Source organism: Pandoraea norimbergensis, from assembly GCF_001465545.3.
GTDB lineage: Bacteria > Pseudomonadota > Gammaproteobacteria > Burkholderiales > Burkholderiaceae > Pandoraea > Pandoraea norimbergensis.
The window spans coordinates 3,999,550-4,017,043 of sequence record NZ_CP013480.3 but is presented as its reverse complement, the minus strand read 5'-3'; the positions used below and the strand labels follow the sequence as shown (position 1 = coordinate 4,017,043).

The 17,494-nt window shown below is 63.1% G+C and carries 17 protein-coding genes; 7 read left to right on the top strand and 10 right to left on the bottom strand.

Annotation, left to right across the window (positions count from 1 at the left end; translation table 11 throughout):
- Positions 1–127 precede the first annotated feature (127 nt).
- From AT302_RS17630 to AT302_RS17620, 3 genes are all read right to left on the bottom strand, one after another.
- The gene (locus tag AT302_RS17630; RefSeq protein ID WP_237171952.1) at positions 128–1,117 is read right to left on the bottom strand and encodes a glycerophosphodiester phosphodiesterase family protein; all 990 of its coding nucleotides are present in this window, start codon (positions 1,115–1,117) and stop codon (positions 128–130) included.
- 55 nt (positions 1,118–1,172) lie between these two features.
- Entirely contained in the window at positions 1,173–1,928 is a 756-nt protein-coding gene (locus AT302_RS17625) for a DeoR/GlpR family DNA-binding transcription regulator (RefSeq protein WP_058379548.1), read from the bottom strand.
- Between the two features lie 117 nt (positions 1,929–2,045).
- Complete coding sequence (locus AT302_RS17620; protein WP_058379547.1) at positions 2,046–2,534, bottom strand: Lrp/AsnC family transcriptional regulator; 489 nt, start codon at positions 2,532–2,534, stop codon at positions 2,046–2,048.
- A gap of 155 nt (positions 2,535–2,689) precedes the next feature.
- Here AT302_RS17620 and glmS point away from each other — a divergent pair, with 155 nt between their 5' ends.
- Entirely contained in the window at positions 2,690–4,519 is a 1,830-nt protein-coding gene (gene glmS, locus AT302_RS17615; RefSeq protein ID WP_058379546.1) for a glutamine--fructose-6-phosphate transaminase (isomerizing), read from the top strand.
- Between the two features lie 15 nt (positions 4,520–4,534).
- On the opposite strand, the gene AT302_RS17610 is transcribed toward glmS, so the two are convergent.
- On the bottom strand, positions 4,535–5,416 hold the full coding sequence (locus AT302_RS17610) for a LysR substrate-binding domain-containing protein (RefSeq protein WP_058379545.1): 882 nt from the start codon (positions 5,414–5,416) through the stop codon (positions 4,535–4,537).
- 130 nt (positions 5,417–5,546) lie between these two features.
- Here AT302_RS17610 and AT302_RS17605 point away from each other — a divergent pair, with 130 nt between their 5' ends.
- Positions 5,547–6,116: a lipocalin-like domain-containing protein gene (locus AT302_RS17605; RefSeq protein WP_058379544.1), complete on the top strand. Its 570-nt coding sequence runs from the start codon at positions 5,547–5,549 to the stop codon at positions 6,114–6,116.
- Here the strand turns inward: AT302_RS17605 and AT302_RS17600 are convergent.
- From AT302_RS17600 to AT302_RS17590, 3 genes are all read right to left on the bottom strand, one after another.
- On the bottom strand, positions 6,067–6,423 hold the full coding sequence (locus tag AT302_RS17600; protein ID WP_058380402.1) for a VOC family protein: 357 nt from the start codon (positions 6,421–6,423) through the stop codon (positions 6,067–6,069). The genes AT302_RS17605 and AT302_RS17600 overlap by 50 nt on opposite strands.
- 50 nt (positions 6,424–6,473) lie before the next feature.
- Positions 6,474–6,875, bottom strand: a complete 402-nt coding sequence (locus AT302_RS17595) for a DUF3224 domain-containing protein (protein WP_058379543.1) — start codon at positions 6,873–6,875, stop codon at positions 6,474–6,476.
- A 161-nt stretch (positions 6,876–7,036) separates the two neighbouring features.
- Positions 7,037–8,368 (bottom strand): aminotransferase-like domain-containing protein, encoded by a 1,332-nt coding sequence (locus AT302_RS17590; protein ID WP_058379542.1) that lies wholly within the window; start codon positions 8,366–8,368, stop codon positions 7,037–7,039.
- 102 nt (positions 8,369–8,470) lie between these two features.
- Here AT302_RS17590 and AT302_RS17585 point away from each other — a divergent pair, with 102 nt between their 5' ends.
- A complete protein-coding gene (locus tag AT302_RS17585) occupies positions 8,471–9,109 on the top strand; it encodes a DJ-1/PfpI family protein (protein WP_058379541.1) in 639 nt (212 codons plus the stop codon).
- 40 nt (positions 9,110–9,149) lie between these two features.
- On the opposite strand, the gene AT302_RS17580 is transcribed toward AT302_RS17585, so the two are convergent.
- The 3 genes from AT302_RS17580 to AT302_RS17570 form a co-directional block, all read right to left on the bottom strand.
- Positions 9,150–10,574 (bottom strand): MFS transporter, encoded by a 1,425-nt coding sequence (locus AT302_RS17580; RefSeq protein ID WP_058379540.1) that lies wholly within the window; start codon positions 10,572–10,574, stop codon positions 9,150–9,152.
- A 6-nt stretch (positions 10,575–10,580) separates the two neighbouring features.
- Positions 10,581–11,234, bottom strand: coding sequence for a DsbA family oxidoreductase (locus AT302_RS17575; RefSeq protein WP_058380401.1), 654 nt, complete (start codon positions 11,232–11,234; stop codon positions 10,581–10,583).
- A 189-nt stretch (positions 11,235–11,423) separates the two neighbouring features.
- Positions 11,424–12,866: a caspase family protein gene (locus tag AT302_RS17570; RefSeq protein WP_167365811.1), complete on the bottom strand. Its 1,443-nt coding sequence runs from the start codon at positions 12,864–12,866 to the stop codon at positions 11,424–11,426.
- Between the two features lie 374 nt (positions 12,867–13,240).
- Here AT302_RS17570 and AT302_RS17565 point away from each other — a divergent pair, with 374 nt between their 5' ends.
- The 4 genes from AT302_RS17565 to AT302_RS17550 all read left to right on the top strand — a co-directional run bounded on the left by AT302_RS17565 (position 13,241) and on the right by AT302_RS17550 (position 17,377).
- Entirely contained in the window at positions 13,241–14,122 is an 882-nt protein-coding gene (locus tag AT302_RS17565; protein ID WP_157125823.1) for a hypothetical protein, read from the top strand.
- A gap of 2 nt (positions 14,123–14,124) precedes the next feature.
- Complete coding sequence (locus tag AT302_RS17560; protein ID WP_058379537.1) at positions 14,125–15,699, top strand: hypothetical protein; 1,575 nt, start codon at positions 14,125–14,127, stop codon at positions 15,697–15,699.
- A gap of 13 nt (positions 15,700–15,712) precedes the next feature.
- Complete coding sequence (locus tag AT302_RS17555) at positions 15,713–16,663, top strand: glycerophosphodiester phosphodiesterase (RefSeq protein ID WP_237171951.1); 951 nt, start codon at positions 15,713–15,715, stop codon at positions 16,661–16,663.
- A 93-nt stretch (positions 16,664–16,756) separates the two neighbouring features.
- Positions 16,757–17,377: a flavin reductase family protein gene (locus AT302_RS17550; RefSeq protein ID WP_058379535.1), complete on the top strand. Its 621-nt coding sequence runs from the start codon at positions 16,757–16,759 to the stop codon at positions 17,375–17,377.
- The last annotated feature ends 117 nt before the right edge of the window (positions 17,378–17,494 follow it).

Sequence of the window (17,494 nt, the reverse complement as noted above, 5' to 3'; positions counted from 1 at the left end):
TATGACGAAGCGATGTCCGTTGCGGGGCGTCTCGATGTCAGTCCGTGTTTAGGTTCCTGTCCTCTTTGGCTACGCGTGAGGGGTGTTCACGCGCAGCCGGGGTTTGATGCAGCGTTGCTTTGATGCGTTATTTCGCCGGGGTCGCCGCCTGCGGTTGGGCGAGGGCGGCGCGCAAGCGCGACGGCGAATCGGTCATGACGGCATCGAAACCCAGTTGCGAGGCGGCTTCGTAGTCTTGCGGGGTTTCCACGCCGAAGGCGACGAGATGCACGTTGCCCTGCGACTTGAAGCACTGCACGGCGGCCGGTGTCCACCAGTTCGCGACAACTTTGGAGATGCCTTCGCCGAGCGTGAAGCGCTCGATGACTTCGACCTGACGATGGAATTCGATACCGGCCCACGTGCCCGGTGCGGGTGGCGTCACGCACTGACCGCCAAGCGCGGCGGCCACGAGGCGATTACGTGTCGCGTCGCGCGATTCGAATAACTGGGCCTGCGGACGGCGCGCGCGCATGCGGTCGGTGGCTTCCGCTTCGGTGGAATACAGGCGCACGCGCGACCAGGCGTTGGTCTCGTCCAGCACCTTGATCACGGCTTCGACGAGCGGTGCGGCAGGCGTCTGCTTCATGTCGAGCAGCACGGGCACATTGGCCGGTGCGGCAGCCAGCGCTTCGCGCAACGTCGGGATCGGCAGCGGGTGATCGCGATACGGGTAGACGGTCTGTGCGTCGGCACCCTTGCGCGAGAAGCTGTAGCCGGCGTTGAGCTTACGTACGTCGGCGTAATCGAGATCGGCCAGCTTGCCCTTGCCATCGGTCAGGGCCGAGAGGTCGGCCGGGCGGTACATCACGGGCACCCCGTCGCGCGTAACTTGCACGGTCATCCACAACGCTTGCGCACCGTTTTGCAAGGCGTTCGTGAAGGCTTGCACGGTGTTCTCGGGGGTGTCGCCGGTGCCGCCACGATGCGCGACGATCAACGGTGCGGCTTGCGCGGCGGACGGCATCAGCGCGCCGGCGGTGCAGGTGAGCGTGAGCAGTGCGGCGGCGGCAATACGCGAAAGTGACGACATGGTCGAGATGGACGAGATGGACGAGATGGACGAAGCGGCAGGCATGGGGGCGGTCTCGTAGAGGCGAACGGTGTTGGCGGTGGTGACCATGGTCGGCGGGTCAGACGACCTGAATTTCTGGCGATGACTGCACCCGATCGCACAACGGAGCGGGTAGGGGAGCGTCGGTGATGACGAGGTCTTGCTCGTCGAGTTGCCCGCCGCGCACGTTGGGCTTGCGCGTGAACTTGTACGCGTCGGCCACGAGAATCCGGTAGCGGCTTGCTTCGCGCAGGGCTTCGCGCGAGGCGGCTTCCTGTCGGTCGTAATCGAGCAGTGCGCCGTCGTCGTCGATGCCGCCTACGCTGTACACGCCGACATCGGCGCGATAGGCGCGAAACAACCGGTTAGCCTCATCGCCCAGAATCTCGGGGTTGGGCGAGCGCAGTTCGCCGCCGGGCACGATGACACGGTGTTCGGGGTTTGCTGCCAGCACAAGCGCGGCGCGCAGGTTGTTGGTGATGACGGTCAGGCGCTTGCGATGCACGAGGGCGACGGCGACTTGTTCCGGCGTGGTGCCGATGCCGAGCAGAACGGTGGCGCCGTCGGGAATTCGGTCGGCGGCGGCAAGCCCGATGCGGATCTTGCCTTCGAGGTTGCGCACGCGCCGGACTTCGTACGGTTGATTCGGCCCGGGTGTGAGCAACCGTGCGCCGCCGTGATAACGGCGCAGCACATTGGCATCGCAAAGCGTATTCACGTCGCGGCGAATCGTTTGCGTGGCGACGCCGAAGTGCTCGGCGAGCGCATCGACACTCATTTCGCCATGCTGGCGAAAGAGCGAAACGATGCGGGTCTGGCGGTCGGAAAGGTCCATCGGGCTGGCGTAGCTGACGCATTCGTTCTGGAATGGGCGCCAGCTTGACAGCGATGCATGACATTCAAATGACGGTGTGAAATGTTCAAATGAACATTTCTACCCGGCGAGACAGGTTCATTGGCGCTCGGCTGCCAGCCGAATGGGCGCGTTCGCCTCGAACTTGGCCCGGCGCGTGGAGAAGAAGGTGCGCACGTTGCGAATGTTGGACGAGCTTTTGAAGAGCCGTCGCGCCAATTCGTCGTATTCGGGCATGTCGGCGACTTCAGCCACCACGACGAAGTCGGGCCCCGGCGAGACGCGGTAACACTGAGTGACAGCGGGCTCGGCGCAGATGAATGCTTCGAACGCATCGAAGTCTTCCGCCGTTTGCCGGTCGAGGCTGACTTCTACGATAGCGATGAGCGTCGGGCCAAGCTTCGCCCGATCGAGCACGGCAATCTCGCGCTGAATGACGCCGCTTTCCTTGAGTGCGCGAACGCGGCGCAGACATGTGGGCGCCGACGCATGCACGCGTGACGCTAGCTCGAGATTGGTGATCGAGGAGTCCTCTTGTAGCGCTCGCAGAATCCGCAGGTCCAGATCATCCAGAAATACGCCTGCCATGATGCCTCCGCAAAATTTAAATGAAATAATATTTCATGTGATTTATGTGGCGTTATTTTATTTCATTAGTGGTGTATTTTTGATCGTTAATTTCGTTTCATCGACTCTACCATCGCTTCACTGGTTCTTTTGAACAGCATTCACGGAGACGCGTCATGTGTGGAATTATCGGTGCCGTTGCGCAGCGGGATATCGTGCCGAACCTGATCGACGGCCTGAAGCGGCTGGAGTATCGCGGTTATGACTCGTGCGGCGTCGCGCTCTACAGCGACGCGCAACTGGTGCGAGCGCGCAGTGTCGAGCGTGTCGCCAACTTGCAGGAAGCCGTGGCGCGCGACGCACTGTCGGGGTACACGGGCATCGCTCACACCCGTTGGGCGACGCATGGCAAGCCGGTGACTGAGAACGCGCATCCGCACTTTTCCCCGCGCGAAGACGCTGCGCGCATTGCGCTGTCGCACAACGGCATCATCGAGAACCACGAAGAACTGCACGCCATGCTTGAGCAGCAGGGTTACGTGTTCACGAGTCAGACGGACAGCGAGGTCATCGCACACCTGATCGACCATCTGTACAACGGCGATCTGTTCGATGCGGTCAAGGAGGCAGTGTCCCGCTTGCGCGGCAGCTACGCCATCGCCGTCATCTGCCGGGACGAACCGCATCGCATCGTGGGCGCACGCGATGGCATGCCGTTGATCGTTGGCGTGGGCGAAGGGGAGAATTTCCTCGCGTCCGACGCGATTGCACTCGCAAACGTGACCGATCAGATCGTGTATCTCGAAGACGGCGATGTCGTGGACGTGCAATTGCATCGCTACTGGATCGTCGACGCGGCGGGGCAGCGCGTGGCGCGTGCGGTCAATACGGTGGCGGCGCATAGTGGCGCGGCGGATCTGGGGCCGTATCGCTACTACATGCAGAAAGAGATTTTCGAGCAACCGCGTGCGGTGGCCGACACGTTGCAGGACGTTACGGCGATCATGCCGGAACTGTTTGGCGATAACGCGTGGCGGGTGTTCAACAAAGTTGAGTCGGTGTTGTTGCTCGCATGTGGCGGCAGCTTCCATGCGGCGTTGACGGCGAAGTATTGGATCGAGAGTCTCGCGCAGGTGCCTGTGAGCGTGGAGATTGCCAGCGAGTATCGCTATCGCGAAAGCGTGCCGAATCCGAACACGCTGGTGGTCGCGGTGTCACAGAGCGGGGAGACGGCGGACGTGCTGGGGGCGGTGCATGTCGCGCAACGTTTAGGCATGACGCACACGTTGGCGATCTGCAATGTGGCAACGAGCGCGTTGGCGCGTGAGTGTGAATTGACGTTCTTCACGCGAGCCGGGGTGGAGATCGGGGTGGCGTCTACGAAGGCTTTCACGACCCAGTTGGTTGCGCTGTTCTTGCTTGCGCTGACGCTGGCGCAAGCGCGGAAACGCTTGTCGGAGGAGGACGAGCAACATCATTTGAAAGCGCTTCGGCATTTGCCGGATGCCATGAGCAAGGTGTTGGCACTGGAGCCGCAGATCATCGCTTGGGCAGAGCAACTCACACGTCGGCAGGACATTCTCTTCCTCGGACGCGGCATGCATTACCCGGTGGCGATGGAGGGCGCGTTGAAGATGAAGGAGATTTCGTACATCCATGCGGAAGCCTACGCCGCAGGGGAGTTGAAGCACGGCCCGTTGGCGTTGGTGAGCGATCAGATGCCGGTGGTGGCGGTGGCGCCGAACGATCGGTTGCTGGAGAAGTTGAAGTCGAACATGCACGAGGTGAGCGCACGCAACGGCAAACTGTATGTGTTCTCGGATCTCGACTGCGGTATTACGCCGGGGCCGGATCTGGATGTGATTCGACTGACCGAGCACTACGGCATGCTGTCGCCGATTCTCCACACCATCCCCATGCAGTTGCTCGCGTTTCACGCCGCATTGGCGCGCGGGACAGATGTCGATAAGCCGAGGAATCTGGCGAAGTCGGTAACAGTTGAGTGAAGCGGCGAGCCTTGTTCAAGACCGTGCAATAAGATTTTCCGCCGCATTCTCGACGATCGCCCGCTTCAGTTGCGCCAGCGCAGGTGGCATATCCGCAGGCGCGGTGTGCAGGCAGAGTTCGACCGAAGGCAGGGGAGGGAGGCCATCTTTCTCCCCGAGTCGTCTTAGCGTGGCCGGTAGTCCTGCCGCCGTTCGCAATGTAATGCCCAAACCCGCCGCGACCCCAGACCAGAGACTCTGGAGACTGGCCGTCGAATAGGCGAGTCTCCACGAAATATTCGCACTATCGAGTGCGCTGATGCCAGCGCGGCGGAAGAAGCATGGCGGATGGTAGAGCGCCAAATCCAACGGCATCCCCGGACTCAGGACCACATCGGCATCGCCCGGTCCGATCCATGTCATCGGCAGCGTCGCTAAGTGCTCCGCATCGGTACGACGCTCGTAACCCATCGCAAGCACAAGATCGAGCTCGCCTCGGTCAAGACGCTCAAGCAACACGCCATTACGTTCCACCGCGACTTCCACCCGTACCCCCGGATGGGTCTTCTTGAACTGTCCCAGCGCCTTCGGAAGCCAACTCTCGGCGAAATCACCCGGCAGGCCGAACCGCACCACACCCTCGATCGACGCGCCGCGCACCGCCCGTACGACCTCGTCATTCAGATCCAGAATGCGATGCGCATAGGACAGCACCAACTCACCAGACTCCGTCAGCGCCAGTCCTCGCCCATGGCGGCGAAACAGCGGCATGCCGATCTGTTCCTCAAGCTTTCGCATCTGCTGGCTGACGGCCGATTGCGAACGGCCTATGCGCTCGGCAGCGCGATTCAGGCTGCCAAGTTGTTGCGTGGCGAGGAACGTTCGCAACGCATCCATATCGAGATTGGGCAATGACATGATTCAGTTATTCTGAATGGTCGATGCCGAATTATCGCATCCACTGAACTCTCATATCTCTACTATCGATGGCAGCGTGTCGTTGCGACGCGCGCGAGGTTTCGAATGCCATCACGGAGGAACGCAAGGTATGAATGGTCAGATGATTTTTAAGCGCGGCATCCTGAGCACGGTTTTTGCCGCCTGCGCGGGGGTGACGAGTGTCGTGCACGCGGACGCGTCGGCCACCCGCAATCCGCTTGCCGGGACTTGGACGTTGGTCGCCGCGGACGTCCAGCATCCCGACGGCACGCGAACCAGTGACTACGGGGCCGCGCCCAAGGGCTTGCTAGTGATCGACAATGAAGGCCGCTACTCGCTGCAAATTTTCAAGTCGGAGCGACCGAAATTTGCGTCAGGCGACAAGGGCGTCGCGACGCCGGTCGAGTACAAAGCGGCCGTCATGGGGACCAGCACGCACTTCGGCACACTCAGCATCGATCCGGCTGCGATGACGCTGACGTTTCACATTCAGAACGCTTCGTTTCCCAACTGGGAGGGGGAGCAGCAGACGCGAAGCTATGCGTTAAATGGCCGCGAACTGAGCTATCGCGTAACGCCGCGCCCGAATGGAGACGTCCCCATTTCTGTGTGGCAACGTCTCGATCTCCCTACTCTGACGCCGTCCACACCGCAAGCTCGTAGCCGTCCGGGTCAATGAAATGGAAGCGGCGGCCGCCCGGAAATTCGAACACTGGGCGGCTGATCGTGGCACCTGCGGCTTCAATGCGCTGCTGCGTTTTAGCGAGATTGTCCGCATACAAAATGATCAGCGGGCCACCCGGGCGCACCGCTTCCCCCGTCGTGAAGCCGCCCGTCAGCCGGCCATCCGTGAATTCGGTATAAGCCGGGCCGTAGTCGGTGAATGTCCAGCCGAAAACGTCGCCGTAGAAGGTCTTGCTTCGCGCAATGTCGCTGACATTGAACTCGATGTTATCGATCTGTTTATCCTTGCCGCGAATACCCATGGTTGTCCCCTTGCTGAATGTGATGCGATTGATCAATGGCGCCGTTCGATTCAGTTCGTTGGCAACGTGTAATCGAACGCGTATGTGTGGCGGCCATCGGTGATCGTGATGACCATGCTGCCCGTGAGACCGACCAAGGCCTCAGTGCCGGAATCGGGCACCACAGTGATCGACTGCGCAGGGGCCCCGCGTGTCATCGTCGAACTGTGCTGAAGCACGAAACTACCGCTGCGCCCATGCAATTTGCCACGCACAGTTTCCATCGCCACATACCCGGCAGAACCCTGAACGCTGCTGCGAAACGCCAGCATTTCTCCCTGACTGGCGGCCACCAGATCGCCGGTGAATTGCTTGTCCAGCGATAGCCGGCCAAGCCCCGTGTTTTCGGCAACGCTGCTCAACGACTGGGGGCCGAGTTGGATGGTAAAGGCCCCATTGGCTGAATGATTCATCTCCACGCTCCTTCAGATCCCTTGGCTTATCTGGCGCCGATGTTGGGGATTGGATATCGGATGGTTTGTCTAAACACTGTGTTTTTGTACAGTATCGAACTATACTCAAAGCCCATCAAAATGCAAGAGACAGAAGTGATCGCAACGATGATTTCTCGTCGTCAATACGTCTGATCCGCAATCACGCGGGCGACGGTTTGCAGAGCTTGCGATAAGGCAGGCAACGCAACGGAGCCAAGCGCCAAACGAATCGCGTGCGGCACCTGCGGCGATGTCGCGAACGGTTCGGCGGTCGACACGGCGATGTTCTCCTGCATCAACGCATGGGTGATCGCATCCGCCCGTACCTCGTTCGGCAGGGGAAGCCAGACGAAGTACGACGCCGGGTGGCCGATGCGCGTGAGTCCGCCCAACAGGTCGGCCGCGAGCGTCTGACGCATCGTGGCGTCGCGTCGCTTCTCAGCCTCCATTCGTTCCACCGTGCCGTCTTCGACCCAGCCGCAGGCAATCGTCGTCATCATCGCCGGGGTGTTCCACGTGGTCGCGCGAATGGCACGTTCGAGCTTCGGCACCCATTCCGGCGGTGCGCAGAGAAAGCCAACGCGAAGGCCCGTCGCCACACTCTTGGAAAAACTCGAAACGTAGACCGTCCGCTCCGGCGCGAGGGCTGCCAACGGTGGTGGCGCATCTTCTGCGAGATACGCGTACGCCGCATCTTCGATCAGCAGCAAGTCATGCCGACGCGCGATGGCGACCAACTCGCGGCGTCGTGTCGCGCTCATCACCCAGCCCAGTGGGTTGTGCAGTGTCGGCATGGTGTACACCGCGCGCACGCGGCGTTTCCGGCACAGGGCAGCCAGCGCATCGAGATCCGGCCCGTGACCCGCCGCCGGAATGGGCGCAAGCTCCAGCCGGCAGGCTTCTGCGGCTAACTTGAATCCGGGATAGGTGAGTGCGTCCACGGCGACGACGTCTCCGGGCTCAAGCAGCGCCATCGCCGTTGTTGCCAACCCGTGCTGTCCGCCGCTCACGATCAATACGGATTCCGGCGAGACCGTCAGTCCACGACATCGCACATGACGCGCCACGATCTCTCTTTCGTGATCGCGTCCGCCGTGTGGCTGATATCGCAGCAGTGCCTCGAGATCGCCGCCCGCCGCCAACTGACGCAGTGCCGTGCGCAACAGTCCCGCCTGTTCCGGCAAGGTCGGCGCGTTGAAGGTCAGATCGACACGCTCCGTACTCCAGCCGTACAGATAGCTGCCTTGGGCGCTGGGCAGCGCCTCCCGCACGAAGGTGCCGCGACCGGTCTCTCCGCTCACCAGCCCCATCGCCTGCAACTCCGCGTAGACGCGTGTCGCCGTGACGAGCCCCAAACCTTCACGCGCTGCGAGTTCGCGATGCGTCGGCAGGCGTGTGCCCGGGCGCAGCCGCTGTGTCCGGATGTCGTCGGCCAGTCGGTCGACCAACTGCTTGTAGCGGGCTTGCGGCATGGGGAAGTGTATCCATGACAATTATTTGATTGTCATGATTATCGGTTTTACGATGCCGCAATACAACGTCGCTCTACAACGTCGCCACCCACGAGGCCCCCCATGCGCTCCACGCACATTGCCATTCTGACTTTTGAAGGTTTCAACGAACTCGACTCGCTGATCGCGCTCGGCATTCTCAACCGGGTCAAACGCCCCGGCTGGCGCGTGTCGATTGCGTGCCCGGCGGACAAGGTGCGGTCGATGAACGGCGTCGTAATGGAGGCGCAGGCATCGTTGGAAGACGCGTGTGAAGCCGATGCGGTGTTGGTCGGCAGCGGCATGCTGACCCGCGATGTCGTGGCCGATGCCGCGTTGATGTCGCGCCTGCGCCTCGATCCGGCGCGTCAGTTGATCGGCGCGCAGTGCTCGGGAACGCTGGTCCTCGCCAAGCTGGGGCTTTTGAATGGCGTTGCCGCGTGCACCGATCTCACGACGAAGCCGTGGGTGCAGGAGGCGGGCGTCCCGGTGCTCGATCAACCCTTCATGGCGAAGGGCAACGTGGCGACCGCAGGCGGATGCCTCGCCTCGCAATATCTGGCGGCGTGGATGATCGCGCGTCTGGAGGGTTTTGAAGCGGCCCGCAGTGCCATGCACTACGTGGCGCCGGTCGGCGAGAAGATCGAATACGTGACGCGCGCGATGGCGAACATTTCGCCCTATCTGCACGACACTCCCGAGGCGGCGCTCGTCGGCGTCTGAGCCGCGCGCGTCAGGGGAGTGTCGTTTGCGCTGGGGCGGTTCAGGCCGCCCGCCGCACCAGCCGCAGGCCGCTCGCGATACATCCCGCAGCGGAGAACGCGGCACCCCATGCGAGCGCCAGCGTGGAGCCATGCGTGCCGACGAGTCCGAACGCCAGTGCGACCAGCGCCGCACCCGTGGCCTGACCGAGCAAGCGCGACGTGCCAACCATGCCGCTCGCGCCGCCACTTCGCTCGGGCGGTGCGCTATGCATGAATGCCTTCAGGTTCGGCGACTGGAAGAAGCCGAAGCCCAGACCGCACAGCGCCATGCGCCAACTGATGTCCCAGACTTCGGCATGCGCGGGCATTACGGCCAGCAAGGTCATGCCGATACTCAGCATGCCAAGCCCGATGGCGCCCAGCATGCCGGCGGGATAACGATCCGACAAGCGTCCCGCGACGGGGGCAATCGCCGCCACGAAAAACGGCCACGGTGTCATCAGAAAGCCGGTCTCGATCGGGCTGCGATGCAACACATTCTCGAAGTAAAACGGCAGCGAAACGAGCCCGAGGCCCTGCGTCGCAAACGCGCAGATGGCGGTCACGGTCGATAACGCGAACGCGGGCAGGCGCAGCAAATCGACCGGCAGCATCGGGGCGCGATGACCCCGCTCACGGCGAATCAGTGCCCAGCCGCAAACCACCGCGCCCACAAAACACGCCAGCGTCAGACGCCAGTCGGCCTGTTGCGCACTTTGCCCCAACGCGAAGATCAGCAGCGCGAACGTCATGACGTTGAGCAGCGCAGCCACCGTGTCGGGCTTGTGCTCGCTGCGTGGCGTGTCGGGCAGATTACGTCGCCCGAAGGCGAGCGCGAGCAGGCCGGTCGGCACGTTGATCAGGAACAGCCACGGCCAGTTGCCCACCGAGAGCACGAGCGACGCAATGGTCGGCCCGATGGCGAACGAGATACCGACGATGAGCGCATTCAACCCGACACCGCGCCCCAACTGATGCGGCGGATACAAGAACCGGATGAGGGCGATGTTCACGCTCATCACGGCCGCAGCACCGACGCCTTGCAGCAAACGCGCCACGGCGAGAAAGCCGAGCGACGGCGACAGCGCGCACAGTATCGACGAGATCAGGAAGACTGCCACCCCCGCCATGAACACGCGCTTGTGGCCGACGCGCTCACCCAGCGACGCGAACGGCAGCAGTGTGGCGACCATCGCGAGTTGATAGGCGTTGACGATCCACACGGAAGCCGATGGCGTGGTGTTCAGATCGATCGCCATCTGCGGCAGCGCGGTGTTGCAGATGGCGGTGTCGAGGCTGGCCAGCGAGACGGCGAGCAGAATCGCCGTCATGGCCAGACCGCGGCCGTTGGCCGGCGGTTCGTGCGTCTGAGTTGTGCGGGTCACACTCGCAGCAGCGGACGCGCTCGCCGCCGGAGTGTCGGCGGTCGGGGGCAGCGATGACATGACGGATCAGCCCTCGGCCAGAATTTGGCGGATGGCCTGTTCGAAGACTTCCGGCGGCTGACCGCCGCTCACGAGGTGGCGGTTGTTGAAGATGATCGCGGGCACCGAACTGATGCCGAGATTCTGATAGTGGCGCTCCAGCGCACGCACCTGCTCGGCGTACTCATCCGTGGCCAGAATTTCGCGGGCACGCGCCGGATCGAGCCCGGCCTGACTGACGGCTTCGATCAGGACTTCCGGATCGCTCGTGCGCTTGCCGTCGACGAAGTACGCGCGGAACAAGGCTTCCTTGAGCGCGAGTTGCTTGTCGTTGCCGACGGTCTGTGCCCAGTGCAACAGACGATGCGCATCGAACGTGTTGTAGGCGTGCGTGCGCAGATCCATGCGCATCGGAAAGCCTTCCGCTTGCGCGCGGGCACTGATGTTGGCCTGATTCTGCGCGAGTTGCTCGGGCGAGAGGCCGTACTTGCGCGACATGTAATCGGCAAGCGGCACGCCTTCGATGGGCATATCGGGGTTCAGCTCAAAGGGGCTGAAGTGCAGGTCGACGTTGACCTCGTCGCCCAGACGGCCGAGGGCGGTCTTCAGGGAGGCAAGGCCGATGGCGCACCAAGGGCACGCGACGTCGGAGACAAAGTCGATGTTGAGGGTGGCTGGCATGGGCTGACGGCGCCGTGGCGGCGCGTGCAATGAAAAACGCGTCGCCTTGGCGCGACGCAACATCGCAATCGTCGCACAAATCGCCTGATCGCGCCCGGACGTGCCGCGTTTCATAACGCCGGTTCATGGTGCGAAACGCGGCGTGATGCATGACAACATCAGTCTGCTACGCCATGTCTGCCGGATGACCTAGGGCTTGGGCGTCACCAGTTGCTGCTGCTGGCGCTTGAGCGAGTCGATCATGATCGACGCCGCGTCGGCCCAGTTCTGCATGCCGCCGCCGGCGCCTTGTCCGCGCACCACGCGCACATGGGCGAGGTCGAGCCGGGCACGCGTGTAGTCCTGCGATGATGCCCGCGCAAACCACTTCTCGGCTTCGGCGTAGTCGCGCTGCACGACCTTGCCCTCGAAATAGGCTTCGCCGAGCAGCGTCTGCGCGATGGGGTAGCCCATGCCCGCTGCGCGGCGGTAGTACGTCATCGCCGACTTGCGATCGGCGGGCACGCCGTAGCCTTCCTCGTAAATCATGCCCAGCGTGGTGAGTGCCGCCGGATCGGATTTGCGCGCCCGCAAGGCGGCGATGTCGTTGCGGTCGGCCCGTTGCGCCGCGACGCTCAGGCGGTACTCGGCGTCGTCCCACGCGTTGGCCCGTTGGGCTTGTGTGCCGTCGTTCGACGGACCGCCAACGCTGTTGGGCGCGCCGCGTACGGTAGCTGTCTGCGGCACATTACGCGGCGCCGCCGGATTGGACGCGACCAAATACTGCGCCGCAAGTGGCACATCGCCAATGAGGCCGCTGGCGATCCACGGACGCTGATGGCCGCCGGTGATCTCGGTCACTTGTTGCTGCGTGAGTTCGAGCGCCTGCTTGATGGTGGCGCCCGGGGCCTTCACGTTCATGGCGAGGTAGTAAGCGAAGGGGCTGTTGTCGATGGCCTTGCCAAACGTGCGCATCGAGTCGTAGGCCGCCGCCTGATCGGCCGTCGAGAAGGCGATCAATTCTCCCTGACCGACTTTCTCGGGCTTCAGCCCGGGGCCGGTTGGGCCGCGCGAAGGCACGCGGCAGGCATCGATCAGTGCGATGAACGACGCGGGCGACGATGCCATCACCTTCATGCGCACGGCGGCCAGACGCGAGGCGCGCTCAAGCAGCAGTTTGCGGGTCATGGCCGACACCGGCACGCCCGTGTGCACGGGCACGAGAAAGTTGTCGCCCCCCGCTTCGAAGCCGTGCCCGGCGTAATAGAGAACCGCGACCTGTGCGCCCCGTGCGCGTTGCGTGAGCCAATCGGTCGCCGCGTTGAACTCCTCCAGCGACAGGTCTTGCGCGATCTTCGTTTCGAACCCGAGTTGCCGGAACGCGTCGCCCATGAGCTTGGCGTCGCCTGCGGGCGAGATCAGCCGGTCGCCGCCGTCGTAGCCACTGTTGCCGACAACGAGCGCCACCTTGCGCGCGGGGGCGGGTGTGGGGGCAGAGGCCGCCGGCGGCGCAGCACTGGACGCCGTCGCGACTGTCATCGTGCAGACGAGGGCGAACAGCCAACGGAGTAGCGAGGCAGGCGTCATGATGTGTGTGGCAAATGGCGAATGACGAATGACGAATGAGGCAGCGGTGCCCATCAGGCTAGACAAGCCCGGTATGCGATCACACATCCGCGTGCGCGGGTACCTGTACTTTCTGACAGATGTGGCTGGCCGGCGACACCGGTACGATGCCCCGCGTGCGTCACTTTTGAGCGCGCCAGAGCATAGCAGAGAATGAACCTCTTAATCACCGGGTGCGACCCCGGGACAACGACGGCGCGGACCTGCCTGTTTCGTCATGCTGCGGCCGGATCATTTGTGCGAGAATGCGCCGCTCAGGATGCCGAAGCGTGCCGTGTAACGGTACTGCGCTAGACATCCTGCCGGGGAGGATTCACACGACGGATGGCGACAGTTCGGAACGAATTGCATCGTACTGCGTGGGAATCTGGCACACAGAAAAAGACGACCAGACAATAAGAATGAAACGACTTGCAGGCGGATGGCACGCCCTCGTCGCGATGCGGCGTGCGCGCGTCATGGCCATTGGCGCCATGGCGGTTTCCCTCGGGTTGGGCGGCTGCGCCGTGACCCGCAATCAAAACGGCAACATGACTTACGGGTTCGACGAGGCCAGTGTCTTCGGCACGACCGTCGACACGTTCAAGCTCGCCGATGGCTCCGAAGGTGTGTTGCGACGTAGCAACGGCAAGTACACCGTTAAGCTCGAACGCTACATGCGCGTGCTGCCATTGGGCAACGCCATGACCGCGCGGCTCGTGCGCTCGGAGACGATCGGCGATCGCTCTGTTGTGGTGTTCGAAACACAAGAGAACAACTGCCCGTTCAAGTACGTGCTGTACGCCATTCAGGGCAGCGACGTGCTTGGCTGGACCTTCGGCAATTGTCAGGATCGCCCGCGTGCCGATCTGGTCGACAACGGCCGCGCGCTCGTGTTCGACTTCCCCGGCAACGGCCGCCTCGTGCGCCACACGTACATGGACAGCCGCCTGCTTCAGTCGGCCGTTCCGGTGCCGCCGGGTGTCGACATCCGCCGCAAGCCGTTCGCCGATGGATCGCTCAAGGCCATCGACGATCCGGCCGACGCCAATCGCTTCGCACCGTTGCCGCCGCAGAACGCCAACACGAATGGCGCACGTGCGACAGCGTCGAATTCGCCGAAGCGCCGTCAGAAGACCGCCCCGCCCGCACCGGCGCAGGCACCGAATGCGCCTGCTGTCGCAAGCAATGCGCCGTCGGGTGGCCGCACGATTCCGGCACCGCCTGCGGGCCCCGTCGCGTCGAACACGCTCTCGTTCGCCACTGAAGAAGTCAAACCCGTTCGCGTCGACCTCCGGAACTGACCGTGCGCACTACCTTGCTCAAGCAGACGGCCTTCCTGATCGCCGTCACCGTGGTGTATCTGATTTTCGAACTCGGCTTCAATGGGCGCCTGCTCGATGTGGTCGGCGGGGCGGCGACGCCCGACGACGTGCATCACATCGAGTACTTCGGCCGCACGCTCTCGGGCATTGCGGCGGCGCTCGTGGTGTTGCAACTCATGCTTACGCGCCGCGCCAAGGGCGGGCAGGGCAAGCCGTCGTATCGCACCATCGTCATTGCGTGTGCAGTGACGATCGTTGTGGTGTTTCTCGCCATCAAGACGCTGGTGGACGTGCTGGTCAATACCCGCGACGCGCAGTTTCGCCGAACGGCAGCCAACACGGTGCTGATGCAACGCTCGCTGGTCGATGGCCGTCTGCAACTAGACGGTTTGGGTGTCGGTGACGGGGGCTTCGCGCGCCCGGAGGGCAAGGCGTTTCTCGCGCTGTTTCCAGTGATGGCCGTGTCGGTCGACCGGCTTGACGAGAAGACGCGTGCGGTCAAGACCACGCTCGTGCGTGACAAGGTGCGCCGCGAGATGGGCGGTGTGCAGTCGTATTACGACCAGTACACCGACGGCATGAAGCGACTGCGCAAAGACTGGAACAAGTACGCCGCCGTGATTTCAGATGGCGACCCCGATCTGCTCAAGGAGCAACAGCGTGCGTGGAACGACTATCGCTCGCGCCTGAGCCGTCGCGGCTGGCAGCCGGAAACTGTGCCGTTCTATGCGCGCGGCAAGGTGTCGGCGAGCGTGCGGCGCGATCTGCCCGCGCTGCCGTCGAACTGGAATCCGGGCGACATGGTCAATTTCTATCGCGCCGTGGGGGTGAAGTACCGCCAGCAGGCGGCACGCCGCGTGCAGTCGGTAGAGGTCGGCGGCGAGACGATTCCGCCGGGCTTGTCGTACGAGGCGTTTGTCGCGCGCCGGGGCGTGCAGAACAAGCTGCGTGAAGAAATGCATCTGCCGGCGACGGCCGTGGTGCAGGCGAGCTACACGAGTGCGGCGTCGTTCGAGCAGTTGTTCGAGCAGGCGGTTGATGAAGAAACCCGCAAGATGATGGTGCAGCTCGATGCCCCTGCCAGCGATTACGCGGACGGCGGCAAGTGGGCGAAGGAAGGCCTCGACGCCACGCGGGCGGCTATCGTGCCGGCGGTGGCGCTGTTCTTCTCGTTGCTGGGCGCCATCGGTCACTTCTCGAAGCTGCTGTTCCTCTCGGCCAAGGGCGTCATGCTCTCGCGCGCAGGCGCTGACGGGAAGCTGAGCAAGCGCGCCTCGCGTGCAACGCTCGCGGTGCTGCTCTCAGGGTTGATCGGCGTGTGGGCGGTGTTTTCTTTTTCGTCGAATGTCATCACGCGCAGTGACCTGTTCCATCAGATGATGGCGTGGGCGAGCGGCGGCACATCGGGTGGCCACGTGCTCACCAACATTGCACACGTCGTGGTGGTGGGGCAGGGCTACGGTTATCCGCTGAACGAAGCCATCCGGCAAGACGTGCTGATGGGCTTCAAGTACGGTTACGACCCGCAGGTCAGCGCCTCGAAGAAGGCAATGTAAGGACGCACACGACATGACGAATTTCTCCTCTATGCTGCGTGCGCGGCGCGCTGCTGTGGCGGCGCTTGCCGTCGGCATCGGCGCGGTTTGCTTTAGCGCGCAAGTGTTTGCCTCGTGTCTGGGCATGCAGATTCATGCGCATCGCGGCTCGGCCAGTGCGCCCGAGAATTCGGCGCGGGCCTTGCAGACCGGCTATGCCGGTGCATGGGACGGCGTCGAGACCGACATGCAGCAACTGAGCGACGGCACGTGGGTGCTGCATCACGACTTGCAGACGGGACGCTCAGTGCTGGCGGGTGCGCCGCGCCCGGTGTCGCAACTGACGCAGGCGGAATGGCGCAACGCACGCATGACGCTCAACGGCCGCCCGACCAACGAGCCGCCGCCGTTTCTCGCCGATGTGCTCGCCATCGCGAACACCTTCCCCGGCAAGACGCTGAACGCCGAGATCAAGGAGGTGGTCAGCAACTGCACACCGATTCAGGGGCTGGTCACGCAAATGAAGCAGGGCGTGCCGCACGGCAACTGGTTCCTCACGTCCGGGTTGTTGCAGAACCTGCGCTGCGCCCGCACGGCAGATCGTCAGGGCTATATGGGGCTGATCGTGTTCGACGGGCGCAACGCCGAGGCGGCCGGGTCGAACAAGCTCACGAAATTCGTCGCTCGCCACTCGAAAGCGCCGGTGCTCAATCGGGCATGGATGGACCACCTCGTCGCGCAGTTGGGGTTGCCCGCAGGCGTGCACGTCGACGCGCGCACGATGGACGCGAATCCGTATCTACTCGATGACGCCGCCGACACCCGGCTCGCCGTCTTCGCCTATGCCGTGCAGGGGGACGAGGCGCTGGCGGAAGCTATCGGTCATGCCAAGGCGCGCACGGGCAAATTGCCCAGCGGCGCGGTGATCGATGGCGATGCACAGGCATTTTGCCGCCGTGTGACACAGGTGATCGGACAGCGTTGATGCCGTGTTAATGCGGCGTTAATGCAGCGTTATGCCGTCTAGGGCCGGATGCGTTAGCATCGTCAGATCATTGCGCTCACACCTTCCGCCCCCATGACAAACGACGTTCATTTCTACGACCCCGCCCAAGGCCACGGCCTCTCGCACGATCCGTTCAAGGCGATTGTTGCGCCGCGCGTCATCGGCTGGATTTCCAGCCGCGACGCGCAGGGGCAGGTCAACCTCGCGCCGTACAGCTTTTTCGGTGCGTTCGCGACGTTCCCGCCGATCATCGGTTTCTGTAGCGAAGGCTTCAAGGATTCGATCGCGAATATCGAAGCGACGCGCGAGTTCGTCTGGAATCTGACCAGCAAGTCGCTGGTCGAGCAGATGAACAAGTCCTCCGCACCGGTGGCGAGCGATGTCGACGAGTTCGAACTGGCCGGGTTGACGAAAGCGCCCGGCGTCAACGTGGGCGTGCCGCACGTGGCCGAGTCGCCCGCATCGCTCGAATGCAAACTGTTGCAGGTGGTTCGCCTGCATGATCTCGAGGGCAAGCCGATGAACAACTGGCTGGCGCTCGGGCAGGTGGTCGGCGTACATATCCGTCGGGAGTTTCTGCGCGACGACGGCACCTTCGATACGCTCAAGGCACATCCGGTCATGCGCGCTGGTTATCTCGGCGACTATGCCGAAATCGGCCCGATGTTCGATCTGCGCCGTCCGAAGGCGTAACGCTCACCGTTTCAACATCCTTTGCTAAGCGTGGGCGTTCCTCGGCCCACGCGTCACAACCTCTCCCAATCCCTGCATTTTCCGCAATGCGCTATTGACGAAATCGACGCGGCGCAC